Consider the following 18108-nt stretch of genomic DNA (forward strand, 5'->3'; position numbering starts at 1 on the left):
TCTTATATTTTTAATCATCTAAATGCTCAATTCGATGTCCAATTTCTCTATTAGCTTTTCTATATCCTTCTCTTATCATATCATTCCTTGATAAAATATTTCCAGTTAAATTATCTAAAGACAATTGAACTCCGCCTCTATAGTATTTATCAATAATATATTCATCTATATCCTTCTGTGAAGCCAATGAATAATCATCTAAAATATGCTTAACATCAAATCCATGATTTATTAGTTCTCTACCTACCAGTATACTTCTATGGCATCTTATCGGATCTTGCATTGCGCCCAGTAAAACAATCTTATAACCCTTTTTACAACCTAGCTTTAATCTCTTAATTCCATTCAAAAAATCCTCTTCTTTGATTACTTTTTCAAAATCAGAATATCCCTCATTATTATATGATACCTTGTTTTCTCTTTTAGCTGCAAACTCTTTAGCCATATAAATATATATAAAACCAGCAGCTCTTAATGTATACTGTATTGTTTCTTTATTATACTGAATATTATATTTTGAATATGGTGTCCCTCTAATATCCACTACACAATCTATATGAAACTCTTTTAGCATTTCTATTAACTTTTCTACAGGATAATTAGAATGTCCTATTGTAAAGATCTCCATCCCATCACCTCTTTGAATACTTAATCACTTTTTAAAATTCAAAATTTAATTTGATGTATTTCTTCTTATTTTATCATCCACTCTTAAAAAGTTCTATACTATTTTGTATGGATACTAATATCCATATTAGGTAGATTTAATTTATTAACTTGTAACCTTACTTGATACTTTTACTATATCAAATATATCAATAATACCATCTTTGTTTAAATCACAGTTACTTAAAAAGCCTTTCTCTCCCGTCATTGTATTATAGGCATTAGATACCATTGCGATATCAAGTATGTTTACTAAACCATCCTTATTTACGTCCTCAAGTTCATGGGAATCACTGACTATTTCTGAGGGTATATAAAACTTAACAGGTAGTGGCGTTGCTAAAGTAATCTCTGCTCTTTGTCCTTTAGCTAATGCAAAGTCTCCATAGTTATCTGTATATTTTCTAATTAATTTTCCTTCACTATCATAAATAGATAAATTATACCTTCCACTATTATAGGTGGTAGAATTTGTTACTGAAACTTTTATAGAACTTGTATTTTCAATGATATATGTTTTATTCTACTCTAATTTATATTCTTTAAAAATTGATTTATCGATTTTTTTTATTAATTCCTTATTTTCATATGGTACATATAATTTTAAAGGTACATTATTTGATGTTCCTATTTTTAATCTTTCTTGTGCTGCTAAAGTAATATTTCCATATTCCCCAACCATAGCTTTACTCATATTCCCAGATCCATCGTATCTTGTATAATCATATCTAACACCGTTTAAGTAACTTGATGTGTTAACTGTTATTAAACTACTATTCCTATTATTATTGATCTCGTAATATTCATTAGTTCCTATATTAACTTCGTAAAGAGCTGGTGTCTCAATTTTTTTGTATAAATCTTTATACTCGTATGGAATATGGATTATCATTTCCACTCCTGCACTTGTAGTAAACTTAGCTCTATGCCCTTCCTGAATATTAATATTACCATACTCATCTTTTAGTACCTTACTTAGATTTCCTGAAGATGTGTAAGATACTATATCATATCTTATACCACTATAAGATGAATTATTGATTGTTTTAATCTCTTTCTGAGCTGTAAATTCATATGTCTCACCTTTTTTTATTAATACTTCTTGTAATGCTGGATTATCAACCTTCTTATACGAATTCTTAAATTCATATGGCATATATACAACCATACTATCTCCTGTTGAGAGACTTATTCTATTAGTGTGATTTGCTTTTAGTGACATCCATCCATTAAAATCACTAATGATATCTATTATCTTCCCACTATCATCAAATTTAATAATATCATATTCTATTTTTTTTGTATCTGCAGATGTTTTTATAGGTATATCAATAATTTTATCTCCAGTAAATTGATAATTATCTCCCTTACTAAGAATAAAGCTATGTAGAGCTGGATCCTTAACAGGTTTAATTGAATCTCTATATTCATAAGGAATATGTAAAGTCATTTCATTACCAAAAGTTGTAGTAACTTTTATTTTATTGTTTTTATCTATTTTAATATCTCCATAGTCATCTTTAGCTAAATAATAAGGAAAACCTTCATCATTATATTTAATTAAATCATACAATATTGATTTACTTTTAGAATTGTTATTAGTTGGTATTGCTTCATTATTATTACCTGTTACTTCATATGTTTCGCCATTTCTTATAATCACTTCTTTTAAGGCAGGAATCTCAGATTTTCTATAACAATTTTTAAACTCACTTGGCATATATAACTCTAATTTATCACCCTTAGATACACTTATTCTACCTCTCCAACTTGGCTTTATTGCAATATCACTTGTTTGATCACTAAAAATAGCTTCTATTTTTCCTAAATCATCATATCGGGCCATATCAAATGTGCTTATATTGGATGGGTTATTTAGTTTTATTCGCAGTGTTTCTTCATTATTACTTATTACTTCATAGTTTTCTCCACTATTAATAAATAAAGAATGAATTGCTGGATTTTCTACTTTTTTTACTAAATCTTTATGTTCTTGTGGAATATATAATATTAATACTTCATCGTATGATTGACTGATTCTAAATGATTCTCCTGAATTACTTATTATATTACCTTCTCTATTTTTATAAAAACTCTTTACCTTATTGTATATATCATAATATACTATATCGAATACTTTATTAGATGTTGTTAAAATATTTATACTAGTTGATGTATTATTCTTAAACTCATAGTTTTCACCATATTGTACCTTTAATTTTGTGAATACCTCCGTTTTTGCAATAACTTTTGATGTTTCTTTCAATGAATTAGGTACATACAATGTTATCTTTTCAGATTCAGAGTTAATTCTCAGTCTTTCTCCAGATTGCAGTGTAATATAAGAAGTAGAATTAATCCTTGTTGTTTTTATATTTCCTAATGTGTTGTAAATTAGACAGTTATAACTTTCACCATTTGAAATAGTGCCACTATTTCGTATTGTAAGATTGTTTCCTGTATTATTTATGATTTCATAACTATCATAGTTATTAAGTTCAACGTTATATGTACCATCCCTTTCCGTATATCTCTCTACCTCCATTACCATTTGAGTATTTTCATTTTTTATGTATGCTTGTACATTTATAGAACTAGGAAATATATTGATTCCTATAAAAAAAGCACAGCAGTATGAAATAATTTTCTTCACTATTTTTCCCCCTATTATTTTTTCTAAATACTATAATACCACTATTTATGTATTTTTTGTAACATATAGAAAAAATAAAAATCTATGGAAAAGTACACTAATTCAAATTTACTATATTTTAATTCATTTAAATATTCATTACTAAATACTTATAAAACCATAAGAAGACTAGTATCTTAAGATACTAGTCTTCTTAACTTTTGGTAAGATACATCCACTTATTCAACTTGTGTTTTCAACCTTTTTGAAAGATCCTTAAGCTTTCCTTGACTAAAGTCATCATGAACTAGAATTAAGATACATCTTATATCATTATCGCTTTCATCCCATTTATAACTTTCTATATTTAATATTGAATCCTCCGGCATGAATTCTTCTAAATCTGTTCCTAATTCTTCTGCTAGTCCTAATAATTCATCAAATAATTCATCCTCTGATAATTCACTAACTTCATAGTCATCCTCTAAAATTTCCTTTAGTATATTTGCAGAAATACTTATGTTTAAAGCAACTATATCTTCTCTCTTACTTCCCTTTGTCATATCCTTTAATACTTTAAAGTTACTATTATCCTCAACTATCTTTATAAAATCTTTACTATCTACAACTCTATTTCCAAATGCTACGTACATTATGCCATCTCCTTAATTATAATATGAATAATTATAACAAATAACCTTAATTATTTCCAACTTAAATAGTAATTTTTCATATTTACTTAAATGTAGGCATAATTACTTTTCTAAAAATCTACTACCTCACCAAAATAAGTGCATGTAAATAATTTTCCCATTATTTCATCATCAATTTCCCTTGGATTTGATCCAGTACATGCATCTAATACTGCATTATGAGAAATAAATTTAAGATTACTCCTGAAATCCTCTTCCTTTATTCCATATTCTTTCATGGAACTTGGAACACTTAACTCTTTATTTAAGTCATTAATAAGTTTAATTAATGAATCAGTAAGTTCACTATCTGTATTACCTATAAGTCCAATATACCTAGCTATTTCTGCATATCTATCTTCACATACTTTTCTATTATATTGAATAACATAGGGCAAAAATATTGCATTAGCACAACCATGAGGTATATGGAATACAGCTCCTGTTTTATGAGCCATTGAATGAACAATTCCAAGTAAAGCATTACTAAATGCCATTCCTGCTAAGCATTGTGCTTCGTGCATTTGATCTCTGGCCTCAGTATCACCGTTGTAAGACTTTAACAAATTATCCTTAACCATCTGGATGGATTTTAAGGCTAATGGATCTGAAAAGTTAGATTGTAATGATGCTGTATATGCTTCTATTCCATGAGTTAATGCATCCATTCCAGTATGTGCTGTTAATTCTTTTGGCATTGTTTGTGCTAATTCTGGATCTACAATAGCAATGTCAGGGGTAAGATTAAAATCTGCTAATGGATACTTAATTTTAGCTTTATAATCAGTTATCACTGAGAATGCTGTAACTTCTGTCGCTGTACCACTTGTTGAAGGAATTGCAATAAATTTCGCCTTCTGTCTTAGTTCTGGTAATGCAAATGGAATTACAGCCTCATCAAAAGTAAAATCAGGATACTCATAAAATATCCACATAGCCTTTGCTGCATCGATTGGTGAGCCTCCTCCCACTGCAACTATCCAGTCAGGCTTATATGATCTCATCCTTTCTGCTCCATTCATTACAGTTTCTACTGATGGATCTGGCTCAACCCCTTCTATTAGATCAATTTTTAACCCTGCCTCCTCCAAATAACTTTGGATTTTATCTAGGAAACCAAACTTCCTCATTGAACCTCCACCAACTACTATTGTTACTTTATTCCCTTTTATAGTTTTTAAAACCTCTAAGGAATCCTTACCAAAATAAATGTCCCTAGGTAAAGTAAATCTTGACATATAATTACCTCCCATATTTATATAATTTACATCACTCTTATCTTATATAAGTTTTCTTAATTTATTCCTTATAATAAGATATTTTTAATACAGACATTTATAATATGGTATAAAAAATGGAGGACTATCCCTCCTTTTTCTACTTATGGATCTCAGCAATTTCTATATAATGGATTGCTGATTTTTCTATTCCACTCAACTCTTCCTCTGTTAAATCCCTTATAACCTTTGCAGGACTTCCCATACAAAGGACTCCTGATGGAATTACTTTATTTTGTGTTACTAAACTCCCTGCACCAACTATAGTATTCTTTCCAACTATTGCTCCATTTAATATAATTGATCCCATACCTATTAATACATTATCTTCTATTTCACATCCATGGATAATGCAGTTATGTCCTATTGTAACATTACTTCCAATCTTAGTTGAAATTCCAAAATCATTATGTACTGTACTATTTTCCTGAATATTTGTATTATCTCCTATAGTTGTACTATCCATATCACTTCGTATACATGTTCCATACCAAACTGATGAATTTTTCCCAATAGCTACATCCCCAACAACTACAGCATTCTCTGCTATGAAGCAACTTTCGTCAATTAATGGTTTCATATTTTTTATTTCTTTAATCATTTATTTCCTCTTTTCATTTTATTTTAGTACTAAATATTATATATATCTGAAAATTCAATTCCCACTTTATCGCTTATTGAACTTTTTCCAGTTTCCCTATTCTCTGGAATTCCAGCTTCATTATCTGCTGCTACTATATTAGGTAGTTTAACTATAAATACACTTCCCTCATCACTGCTATCTTCCAGGTATACTTCTCCATTATGTAATGAGACAATAGATTTAACTAAAGCTAGTCCTATACCACTACCCTCTCTTTGTCTATTAAAGGATTTATCAGTTTGTACAAATCTTTCAAATATTATTTCTCTTAAATATACTGGTATCCCATGTCCACTATCTTTTATACGTATATTAATCCATATATCATCTACCTTTATATCTACCAATATACTACCACCTGAATCTGTAAATTTTACTGCATTAGATATAAGGTTTAACATTACTCTCTCAATCTTATCAGGATCGCATTTTATATTACACTCCTCTGTATCAGTATCAAACATAATTGATATATTCTGCCCTTCCACATATGGAATAACTGACATTGTAATATCTTCAACTAAATTTATTATATCATAATTATTAAACTTCATATTTTCAAATCCCGAATCAATTTTGGATATATCTATAAGATTATTAACCATCCTTAATATCCTGAAACAATTTTGCTTTATAGTCTTCTCATACTTTTCGTAATATGCCGCTAATTCTTCTGCCCCGTTATTCTTTTGATTATTTAAAAGTTGAAGACATGAATATATTATATTAATTGGAGTTCTTACCTCGTGAGATAAATTAGCAAAAAATTCACCTCTTATATGATCATATTCTTTTATTTGATTATACCTATCTCTTAATTCATCAAGCTCCTTTTTCATTTTAAGATTCCTTGCTACAACAATATATCCATCAATAAACCCGTTCTTTTTATATAAACGTCTTACAACTGACTCTACTTCAAGTACCTCTCCATCCTTAGTTAATAGTCCATGAGCTATTAGTGCACTTTCTTCAATATTCTTTTCTAGGAAATTAGCCACTTCCTTATTTTTATCTACTAATAATTCAATATAACTTTTCCCAATTATATCGATTTCTTCATAACCTAGAGTCAATAAAGCTGACCTATTTAAATATGTTATAGTACCTTCCTTATCAATTGACGCAATTAAATCTAAGATATTTTCTGTAATACTCTTAAGTTTACTTTCACTTACTTTTAATCTTTCATTTACTAGAAATTCTTCTGTAATATTAGTATAGGTAGCTACTATCCTATTTGAATCATTTATTAGTACTTTTTGCATGTCAGATCTATATACTTTTCCTATATTCATAAAGAAAGTCCCCGAATAATTACCCCTTTCATCTATATTTTTTTTTATAGCTTCTGCATCTTCTATGTATCTATTGAAGTAAGAGGTACTTTCTAGCAATTCATATTGTTCTTCTATAGATAAATCTTCTCCACATTCATAGTCTCTATAAAGCTTATTTGCATAAATAATCTTATAATTTTCATCATATATTAAAACGTTACTACTCTTATTATTTTCAGTGGCATCATAAAATGTCTTTAGGTCTGTCTTTAGGTTTTCACTTTCCTTTACTTTAATAAACATCTCTATGAATAATCCAACCACAAGTGCTAATAATCCAAAGAAATATAGAAACATGGATATTAGTAGTGTATCTTTATTGTACAAGCTGAAAAATAGCTGATATATCTTTCTAATAATAAATATATTAATACTTGCAACAAAAATAGTATATATAAATTGATTCGTTACTATGCTTTTCTTCGCAAGAATTATAATAAAATAAAAGTAGTATGTTATTAAAAGTATACTAAAAAAAGTAATTACCTTTAAATCTAAATCATATCTACCCACACCATAAATACCCTTCTCAACTATTATTAATAATATTGATAATATTACTGTGGTGAAAGTTGTTAGTATTTTATTATTATTTATAATCCTTATTATAATTTCATTTTGATATACTATCAGAGTTATTAGAAATGTTCTATATAAAAATATAAGACCAAGACCAATACTAGTTCCAAAATCTACATTTTTAAAAATAAAGGTACCAAAAAAATACTCTATACCAATAATTATATATATTTGAGAAATTATAAATATATCCTCTTCATTATAGGTTAAGTAATACATAAAAGAACAACCTATAGCTATTATTGAGAGGGTTCCATTAGAAATTTTAAATATATCTATTACTTGTCCATTGTAAATATCTCTTAAAGGACTTATAAATAGCCCGCTTAATAATATAATATTAAAAATTATATTCCCTATGAGTGTAAAAAGAATCATTTTTCTTTTGCTTCTAGTGAATTTATCATTTGTACTATTTAAAAACATTTAATCACCACTTTTTTTTATTTAAACAAGGAAAAAGAACCTAATCAATTTATTTATTAGGTCCTTTTACCATTAAATTTATATTTTTATATTTTAACTCATTTTCTAATCCTTTTTCAAGTTCCCAAAAGGACTTTCTTTTTCTTGCTTCAAGATCAAACTCTGTCTTTATATCTTTTCCTCCTGTTCTTATATTCCTAATAAAGCACTTCAGATTATACACTTTCCAATTATAAAAATCCCTATCTACGGACTCTAAAACTTCATTAGTATTACAAGCTTTGAATCTTGGCCCGCCAAGATCCCTTTCTAAAAGAGCTAATGTGTTATTATTTTGCCCAGGATCTAATATACAGAAATAACCGTAGTCCATTACGCTTCGAATTAATCTTCCATATACTTGCTTTACTGTAATGCATACTTGTGGATAATTAACATCCCTATATTGTTTATTTTGATATACAGTAATAGCTTTTAGTAAGGGTTCTTCTACACTCTTATTAGGTAATTTATCTAACATAACACAAGTTAATCCATCACCTGGAACATCTATTCCTTCGAAGAATCCTCTACTACCTAAAATTATTATTTGTCTGTTTTTATCATTTAGATATTTAATTGATTTTTTACTTGTATGTATCTCTATCCTCGATCCTTTAACTAACTCTCTTAACTCTTCCTCTACGGCTTTTCTCCTTAAGTTGTTTGTAAATAATGCGAGAATATGCCCATTTAATTTCTCTGACATTTCATAAATAAATTGTGCAGTATTCCTTATAAATCCACCACTATTATAACTACCTATATCCTTTAATGTGAATATTTTACTTCTTTCCTTAAGCTTAAATGTTGGTGGAACTATTAATTCCTTAGCTTCTCTTTGACCTAATTGATTCTTTATTCTTCCAAATGAATTGCTAATTCTCATTGTTGCTGAAAGGAAGGTAGTACTTTTTACATCTTTTAATATGTTTTCATTTACTAACTTATCTATATTTAATGGTATATTTGTAAGTATGAAATAACTATAGTCATTTGCTATTTGAAATACCTTTGCAAACTCCTTTTTCCCTTCTGGATTCTCTAAGAATCTATCTATTGTATCAAAAGATGTTTTAAGTTTCATAATATAATTGCATAGGGCTATATATTCATTATCATCCTTACCTTCTTCACCCTCTAGAGTAATATTGTTAATATACTTGTTTATAAGACTATATAATCCGTAGATATTCTCTTTAATTTTTGAAATAAATGGTTCTAAGCTTCTTATCCTATCTTCAAGATGTGCTTCAACTAAAAAGAATTCTGTTCTAAAATTATATTCTCCTCCTGAAAGTTTAAGTTCTAAACATTTATTTATCAATATAGCCATGATATTTTCAATTTCTGATACCCAATATTTAAGTTTATCTAATTCAATTGTTTCCCTATAGCCATGAGAGGAATTTAGATTTGTCAAATGTCTATAAATTGTAGGCTCCTTCTCCCATACTAACTTAAGAAAATCACTATATTCATCAGATTTAAACTCTTCTGAGAAAAAATCATAACACTTATCCATAAGATTATGTGCCTCATCAATTATTAAATGAGTTATTTTCTTTTTTTCACCATAAGGCCAACTTGCTAATAATGAATGGTTTACCACAGTAATATTCTCTGAGGGTATTTCTACATATCTTTTCTTTAGATAACAGGGTCTGTAGCACTTATCAAGATTACATTCTTCATTATCGCATAAAACATCTTTTAAATATTTCTTAAGATTAAAGTGATTATATGCCCAATAACTTATATTTTCTGAATCACCATATTCACCATCTTTACAAAGTCTTTTAAAGAATATCTCAGCTAATATCCCTTCTAAATCCTCTCTAAAGTGCTGTACTTTAATAAGTCTTTCTGTGCATATATAATTACTTTTCCCTTTAATTGCTCCATAATTTAGTTTATCTTCCAAGCCTAGCTTTTTTAGTACATTAGGTATATCTCTATCAATTAATTGATTTTGCAGCTCTTTTGTATCTGTTGATATTATAAAAGATGCATCCTCAGCCTTGTTTCTTTTTTTATTCTTATATGCCTCTAATGCTGCTATCAAAACATAGGCAAAAGTTTTCCCGCTACCTGTTGGTGCTTCTATAAAAATCTTTTCATTACCTTCAATAGTTTCACGAATTCTTTGTGAGAATTTTCTTTGAGATTCTCTATATTCATAACCAAAGTCTCCCCCATTATTCCATATCTCTTCTCTTTTTAAAAGGTCTTCAAATTCATTATAGTTTATCTTTATTTTTTCTAATGTAACCTCTTCTTTTTTGCTATCTTGATAATTTACATATGGATAATCTGAATCAAGAAAAAAAACTGGCCTTTCTATATACCTGGTCCAATGCCACTTTTTCTTTAAACCATAATCTTGCACTAATATTTTAAATAAAGAATTCTTTTTTTTATTCCTATCAATATCCTCCCTATACCATTGTCTACTTAGTAAGGCATTAACCACCCTCATAGTGTCTATTGAATCTTCTAGAGCCCTATGAGATTCATTTTTTTCTATATCTGTTACTTCTTTTAACAATGAGTCCAAATTGTATTCTTTTCTCCAAGGTTCAAGAATAGCAGCAAGCTCCATTGAATCATATATTTCGTTCTTCAACTCTGGAATATGCTGTATTAAAAATCTTCTTTCAAAGCCACCATTATGACATATTAGTGGAAGGTCTTCTAAAAATTCTAGAATTTCGGACTTTACCTCCCCAAGCCTTCTTGCTACCCTTAGTTCGTTAGGCTTCAATCCTGAGCATAACTCATATATATTTTGAGGCACTGTTCCCCTAGGTCTTATTAAAGTTGTATATGCACTTATAACAGAATCCTTTATCTTTACCCCACCTATTTCAATAATTTCCGAAGTATATTCATCCAATCCTGTAGTTTCTATATCTAAATATATAACATTATCTAGTATACTTTTTTCTCGTAAATCCATTGTGGATACTCCTCTTTACTCAACTAACGCTAGTTTAATATTATATCATAAATAAAGGGTATTCAAAATAAATATAATTTATTTTGAATACCCTAATAATATATCTATATTAAATTCTTTGTATCCCTTGCAATTACTAATTCTTCGTTTGTAGGAATTACGTATGCCTTTACCTTAGAATCATCAGTTGATATTTCTCTGACTTTCCCTCGTACATTGTTCTTTTCTTTGTCTATCTTAACTCCTAAGAACTCTAATCCTTCTAAACATGCCTCTCTAGTTTCTGGTCCATTCTCTCCAACACCAGCCGTAAATACTATTACATCAACTCCACCCATGGCAGCTGCATATGCACCTATTTGAGTTCTAATTTTATAATGGTATATATCTAAAGCAAGCTGAGCTCTTTCATTACCTTCTGCAGCGGCTGCTTCAATATCTCTAAAATCTGAACTTATTCCTGATATTCCAAGAACTCCTGATTTCTTATTTAATAAATCATTTACTTCGTCAGGTGAGTAATTTAATTCATTTATTAGATATAACGCTATTGCAGTATCTATGCTTCCACATCTAGTTCCCATAACAATACCTTCAAGTGGTGTAAATCCCATTGTTGTATCAACTGATACTCCCCCCTTTACAGCACAAAGTGAAGCCCCATTTCCTAAATGACAAGTTATTATATTTAAGTCTTTAATATCTTTACCCATTACCTCAGCAACTTTGTTTGAAACATACATATGTGATGTCCCATGGAATCCATATTTTCTTATTCCATTTTTTTCATATAGTTCGTATGGAAGTGCATAAATAAATGATTCCTTTGGCATTGTTTGATGAAATGCTGTATCAAAAACAACAACCATTGGTGTATTTGGCATTAGTTCTTCACATGCCTCAATGCCAATCATGTTTGCTGGATTATGAAGGGGAGCTAATTTATAGCATTCTTCAATTGACTTCTTTACTTCCTCAGTAACTAGCACTGATTTAGAATACTTTTCTCCACCATGAACAACTCTATGTCCAACTGCTGATATTTCCTCCATTGATGAAATTACACCATTATTATTATCAACTAGTGCCTTTAATACTAAAGCTATAGCCTCTTTATGACTATTCATTGGTGATTCTATTATATATTTTTCTTTTCCTTCAACTTTCTGTGTTAAAACAGAACCTTCAATTCCTATTCTTTCAACTAAACCTTGTGCTAATGATTCTTCTGTGTTCATATCAATAAGTTGGTACTTTAAAGATGAACTTCCACAGTTGATTACTAATATCTTCATGTTAAATTCCTCCACTTTCAAATATAACTATAGGTCTATCTTTTTTATCTAATGTTTATATAATTATCTATAGTGTAAATGATTATAAATAAAGTAGTAAACATTAATATTCTTGACAGATATTAAAAAATAAATTCATAGTATACCAAAACGTTTCCATCTAGCCATTACTTGTATTTGTAGACAATTAATATACTTCTATATATTAATTGTTCATCCCATTCTAGTCAACAGTTTTTATAGATATATACTCGTTATCTTTTTAACACTAAATTTTATTTACTTAGATTCCATATTTAGTTAGTTCTTTTCATTTGTACATTTAAATATTATCCTCTTCTAAATGATTTCATCCTAAAAAATAATAATCTAATTAAGTGTGATATCAATTTAATAACCTTATTTATTTAAGTTTTAACATTAAATTTCCCTGGAAATATTTGTAATTAAAAATAAGTAAGATAATTTACATTGTCAATTATCTTACTTATTCATTGAAATATTATTTTAACCTTTATAGATTTCTATTCCGGTAAAGATCTATGACCAATTCCTATAACAACTTCGTCTAAGTGTAATAGTCCTATACTTAAAAATATGCAAACTGAAATATGTTCACCTTTTCTTGCTATACCTATCTTTCCACCTACATTTTGCCCATTTGCTCTATTGCTTACTTGCATTAAGGCATCCCTAGTAGCACCTATTACAGCTCCTTCATGTAAATGCTCTTCTCTAATAAGATTATTTCTCTTAGCTGCCACTAAAGCTCTTTCTAGTATCTTATGTATAGAGTCATTTATATTGCCACCTATATTTACAGCTGTAACTCTAGCGCCTTTTTTCATATAATCAGCTTTAAGTACTTCTTCTTCTTCTCTAGTTGTAATTGCCATTCTTGTTGCTATTTTTGCTACTTCACTACTATTTTGATTACTCATTTCTTTTCTCCTATCTATATTTATCACTAGCTAAAATGATGCTAATGAAAATACTGTATATTCTTCCAATGCCAATAGTACATTTATCTCATCTGTTAAGTTTACATCAATTAAATCTGCCTTAATTTCTTCTGTATATTTATTTAAAAGTACTCCTAATGAAATAATAAGTCTAAGTTCATTATCCATAAAGTACTTATATCCTTTTTTACCTTTTAATATAGTATAGACTTCTTTTAATTCTTTTGAAAAAGCTTCAGAATCCTCAACTAACAATGTGGCTAATCCTAATAATGGAAATGCCTTTGAAGGTAATGCAAATAATTCTGTTTTTATATTACATGAAATATTTAAAGCCTTCTCAATTTTTTCTGTAATGTCCCTATTTTCAATTATTAGAGCTGTTGCAAATCCTTCAGCTTCAATTCCCACATTCAGGCCTGCCTCTTTTAATTTTTCCTTAACAATTGTAATTTCATTGTTAATCACTTTAATATCTTTATTAGTGGCAGCTAAATTAGCATAGCTTAAGTAATCAGTCTTCCCTAATTCATTTTTTATAGCAATAAGCCTGTCTACTCTTTTATCTAATTCAGTATCATTAAATCTTTGTGATAATATTAATGCAGAAAATGCTGTTTTTTCATTCTCATTAAATCCTCTCGAAATTAAGTTCTCATATATTCTACGAGTGTTTTCAAAAACTTCCTTATAATTTTCAGAATCACTTAACATAATAGAAAAAATCTTATGAAAATTCCCTTTAAATGGGTACTCCGATTTCTTTTCTTTCTTAATGTATCTTCTTATTTCCTGTATTTTTTCAAGGCTAAATTCTTTATCAGTTCTACCGTATATAAGTGCTTCAAAATGATTTAAAAGTTCTCCATCCCACCTTAATGATTTTCTTATTTCGTTATAATTCTCAGAAAGTAAGTCTGCCTTACTCCTCAGCTCAATATCCAATACCATCATCCTTTTTTATAAATTTAGTTACACTATTATAATACCATAAAAATAATAATTTTAACATTTTCATATTATCTATTCTAATATTTAATTAATTATTCATTTTTAAATTAATTCGTCACAATGAAAAAAGACCCAAAATAAATTTCATTATTTTGAATCTAAATAAATAGATACTTTATCCATAAAGGTATCCTAGTACCTACCCATATTTCTAAATTTTTCATATCTAGAATTAAGAAGTTCTCCAATTTCTCTATCTTTAATACTCTTTAATTCTTCTATAAGTTCTCTTTTTAAAATAGTTGCCATCCTTAAGGGATTTTTATGAGCTCCTCCATGAGGTTCTTTAATTACTCTATCAATAACTTTATATTCCCTTAAATCCTGTGCTGTTATCTTCATTACTTCTGCTGCTTCTTTTGCCTTACTACCATCCTTCCAAAGAATTGAAGCAAAACCTTCTGGGGAAAGAATTGAATAAATAGAATGTTCAAGCATTAATATTCTATCTGCTAAAGCAAGTGCTATAGCACCTCCACTACTACCCTCACCCATTAGAACTGATATTATTGGAGTTTTTAGTCTACTCATTTCTAATAAGTTTCTTGCAATGGCCTCTCCTTGCCCTCTTTCTTCTGCATCAACCCCACAAAAAGCACCAGGAGTATCTATAAAGCAAATCACTGGCCTTTTAAACTTTTCTGCTTCTTTCATTAGCCTTAAAGACTTTCTGTAGCCTTCTGGTTTAGGCATACCAAAGTTTCTTTCAATATTTTCCTTTGTATTTGCCCCTTTAGTAATTGCAATTATAGTAACGGGTATATCATCTAACCTACCAATACCTCCTATAATTGCATTATCATCTCCATAAGCCCTATCTCCGTGAAGTTCCATAAAATCTGTAAATATATTTTCTATATAAAAGGAACCAGTAGGCCTATCTTTATCCCTAACTGTAATAACTTTATCCCATGGGGACATAGTTTTTATCCTATCCCTACTCATAGTTTCTCACCTCGTGCATAGCAAGAATTTTATATATATCTTTCCTTAAATTTCTCCTATCAATTATAGCATCAATAAAACCTCTCTCTAGTAAGAATTCAGCTTTTTGGAAATCATCAGGTAGAGTCTCCTTAATAGTATTCTCTATAACCCTTCTACCTGCAAAACCAACTAATGCCTTTGGCTCACTTATAATAATATCCCCTTCCATTGCAAAACTTGCTGTAACTCCTCCAGTTGTTGGATTTGTAATAACGGTAATATATAATAATCCTGCTTCATCATGTTTTCCAATTGCTGCACTTATCTTAGCCATTTGCATAAGTGAAAATATTCCTTCTTGCATTCTAGCCCCACCAGATGTAGTAAATATGATAAGGGGTAATTTATTAATTGTGGCATACTCAATTATAGAAGTAATTCTTTCTCCTACAACAGTTCCCATACTCCCCATCATAAAATAACTATCCATAACTGCGGCTGCAACCCTTATTCCATTAATCATAGCAACACCAGTGATAACAGCTTCACTACTATCAGTACTATTCTTACTTTTTTCTATCTTATCTTCATAACCTACAAAAGATAGTGGATTTGATGTTTTTATTTCTTCTCCATGAGAAATAAATGTCCCTTCATCAAAGAAAAGATTTATTCTAGTTCTTGCTTTAAGTCTCAAATGATTATTGCAATTTGTACAAACATAACAATTAGCTTCAAGATCTTCGTTATAAATTATGCTGCCACACTGATCACATTTAACCCACATTCCTGATGGAATGTTTGGCTTTTCATCTGATTCAATAGTAATATTTTTCAAAGTTCCATATCTATTATTCTTTTTAAATAAATCCTTAAGCATTATTCTTCACCATTTTCTCACCTAAAAACGAAGTATCATAGTCTCCCCTTAAAAACTCATCCATTTCTAACAAAGAGTATTGGAAATCTATATTAGTCTTTACTCCACCAACTCCAAATTCGCCAAGGGATCTTTTCATTATTTTAATAGCCTCAGTCCTATCACTTCCAAATGTAATTAGTTTTGCAAGCATTGAATCGTAACAGTGTGGTATCTTATACCCACAGTATATTGCTGAATCTAGTCTAACCCCTCTTCCACCTGGAACATAAAGTTCTTCTATATTCCCTGGACAAGGCATAAAATCCCTATCTGGATCTTCTGCATTTATTCTACATTCAATTGCATGACCATTAATCTTTATATCCTCTTGAGTTAAGTCTAATGGCTTACCAGATGCAATTCTTAATTGCTCTTTAACTAAATCCACACCTGTAATCATCTCAGTTATAGGGTGTTCTACCTGAATTCTAGTATTCATCTCCATAAAGTAATAATTACAGTTCTTATCTACTAAAAATTCAATAGTACCTGCATTCTGATAATTTACAGCCATAGCAGCTTTTTTTGCTATCTCTCCCATTTCATTTCTTAATTCATCTGACAAAAATGTTGATGGGGCTTCTTCTAATACCTTTTGATTCTTTCTTTGAAGGGAGCATTCTCTCTCCATTAAATGAATTACATTTCCATAATTATCTGCCAAAATTTGAAATTCAATATGTCTTGGTCTTTGAACAAATTTTTCTATATAAAGTCTATCATCCCCAAAACAAGCTTTAGATTCAGATTTTGCAGTATTATATCCAGTCCTAAATTCCTTTTCATTATAGGCAATTCTTATACCCTTTCCACCACCACCAGCAGAAGCTTTAATCATTACTGGAAATCCGATTTCTTTAGCTATATCTAATGCATGATCTTCGTTATCTATAATTCCTTCATATCCTGGTACTACAGGTACCCCTGCTTCTTTCATAACCTCCCTAGCACGAGCCTTTTTTCCCATTAGCTCTATTGCTGTATAATCTGGTCCTATGAATTTTATATTGCATTCTTTGCACATTTTTGCAAACTTTGCATTTTCAGATAGGAACCCAAATCCTGGATGTATGGCATCAGCTCCTGTAAGTACACAAGCACTTAATATGTTTGTAATATTTAAATAACTATCTTTAGCTGATGCAGGCCCTATACAAATTGCCTCGTCGGCTAATTGAGTATGAAGTGCCTCTTTATCTATTTCTGAGTATACTGCAACAGTTAAAATTCCTGCTTCTCTACAAGCTCTAATTATTCTAACCGCAATCTCTCCTCTATTTGCAATAAGTACTTTTTTAAACATAGCAATCATCACCTATCCTATAGCGAATGTTATCTCAGCTTCGCAAACTTTTTTCCCATCTACACTTGCTATTGCTTTACCAATACCAATAGGGCCTCTTAATTTCACTATCTCACAACTTAAATCTAACCTATCCCCTGGACGTACCTGTTGTCTCCATCGCACCTTATCAGCTCCTGCAAACAAAGGCATTTTCCCTTTAAATTGCTCCATAGTCAATATAGCAACTCCTCCAACCTGTGCCAATGCTTCGAGTATTAAAACACCTGGCATTACAGGGTAGTCTGGATAGTGCCCTTGAAAGAATTGGTCATTTATAGTGACATTTTTATAACCTTTTACACTTTTACCTTCTACCATCTCTGTTATCCTATCAACTAATAGGAATGGATATCTATGAGGTAATATCTTTTTTATTTCATCTATATTCATCAT

General features: G+C 29.5%; 15 protein-coding genes. All 15 read right to left on the minus strand.

Annotation, left to right across the window (positions count from 1 at the left end):
* Positions 1 to 10: 10 nt before the first annotated feature.
* Complete coding sequence (locus ACSYT2_RS07485; RefSeq protein WP_430856563.1) at positions 11 to 628, minus strand: DUF488 domain-containing protein; 618 nt, start codon at positions 626 to 628, stop codon at positions 11 to 13.
* A gap of 144 nt (positions 629 to 772) precedes the next feature.
* A complete protein-coding gene (locus ACSYT2_RS07490; RefSeq protein WP_438385008.1) occupies positions 773 to 1177 on the minus strand; it encodes a dockerin type I domain-containing protein in 405 nt (134 codons plus the stop codon).
* Positions 1178 to 1189: 12 nt separating this feature from the next.
* Positions 1190 to 3319 (minus strand): hypothetical protein, encoded by a 2130-nt coding sequence (locus ACSYT2_RS07495; RefSeq protein WP_438384378.1) that lies wholly within the window; start codon positions 3317 to 3319, stop codon positions 1190 to 1192.
* 218 nt (positions 3320 to 3537) lie between these two features.
* The gene (locus tag ACSYT2_RS07500; protein ID WP_430856565.1) at positions 3538 to 3951 is read right to left on the minus strand and encodes a hypothetical protein; all 414 of its coding nucleotides are present in this window, start codon (positions 3949 to 3951) and stop codon (positions 3538 to 3540) included.
* A gap of 110 nt (positions 3952 to 4061) precedes the next feature.
* Positions 4062 to 5228: an iron-containing alcohol dehydrogenase gene (locus ACSYT2_RS07505; RefSeq protein ID WP_430856566.1), complete on the minus strand. Its 1167-nt coding sequence runs from the start codon at positions 5226 to 5228 to the stop codon at positions 4062 to 4064.
* Positions 5229 to 5367: 139 nt separating this feature from the next.
* Positions 5368 to 5868, minus strand: a complete 501-nt coding sequence (locus ACSYT2_RS07510; RefSeq protein ID WP_430856567.1) for a gamma carbonic anhydrase family protein — start codon at positions 5866 to 5868, stop codon at positions 5368 to 5370.
* Between the two features lie 29 nt (positions 5869 to 5897).
* Entirely contained in the window at positions 5898 to 8255 is a 2358-nt protein-coding gene (locus ACSYT2_RS07515) for a sensor histidine kinase (protein ID WP_430856568.1), read from the minus strand.
* A gap of 49 nt (positions 8256 to 8304) precedes the next feature.
* A complete protein-coding gene (locus tag ACSYT2_RS07520) occupies positions 8305 to 11253 on the minus strand; it encodes a helicase C-terminal domain-containing protein (RefSeq protein ID WP_430856569.1) in 2949 nt (982 codons plus the stop codon).
* Between the two features lie 104 nt (positions 11254 to 11357).
* On the minus strand, positions 11358 to 12548 hold the full coding sequence (locus tag ACSYT2_RS07525) for an acetate/propionate family kinase (protein ID WP_438384382.1): 1191 nt from the start codon (positions 12546 to 12548) through the stop codon (positions 11358 to 11360).
* A 524-nt stretch (positions 12549 to 13072) separates the two neighbouring features.
* A complete protein-coding gene (locus ACSYT2_RS07530; RefSeq protein ID WP_430856571.1) occupies positions 13073 to 13489 on the minus strand; it encodes a HutP family protein in 417 nt (138 codons plus the stop codon).
* Between the two features lie 30 nt (positions 13490 to 13519).
* Positions 13520 to 14455: a DUF4003 family protein gene (locus ACSYT2_RS07535; RefSeq protein WP_430856572.1), complete on the minus strand. Its 936-nt coding sequence runs from the start codon at positions 14453 to 14455 to the stop codon at positions 13520 to 13522.
* A gap of 198 nt (positions 14456 to 14653) precedes the next feature.
* Entirely contained in the window at positions 14654 to 15466 is an 813-nt protein-coding gene (locus ACSYT2_RS07540; protein WP_430856573.1) for an acetyl-CoA carboxylase carboxyltransferase subunit alpha, read from the minus strand.
* Entirely contained in the window at positions 15459 to 16328 is an 870-nt protein-coding gene (accD, locus tag ACSYT2_RS07545; RefSeq protein WP_430856574.1) for an acetyl-CoA carboxylase, carboxyltransferase subunit beta, read from the minus strand. Before accD ends, ACSYT2_RS07540 begins: the two co-directional genes overlap by 8 nt.
* Positions 16321 to 17673, minus strand: a complete 1353-nt coding sequence (locus tag ACSYT2_RS07550) for an acetyl-CoA carboxylase biotin carboxylase subunit (RefSeq protein ID WP_438384384.1) — start codon at positions 17671 to 17673, stop codon at positions 16321 to 16323. The genes accD and ACSYT2_RS07550 overlap by 8 nt, the downstream gene beginning before the upstream one ends.
* A gap of 12 nt (positions 17674 to 17685) precedes the next feature.
* Positions 17686 to 18108: a 3-hydroxyacyl-ACP dehydratase FabZ gene (fabZ, locus tag ACSYT2_RS07555; RefSeq protein ID WP_430856576.1), complete on the minus strand. Its 423-nt coding sequence runs from the start codon at positions 18106 to 18108 to the stop codon at positions 17686 to 17688.

This window comes from Clostridium zhoujianii (assembly GCF_051590805.1).
Classification (GTDB): domain Bacteria; phylum Bacillota; class Clostridia; order Clostridiales; family Clostridiaceae; genus Clostridium.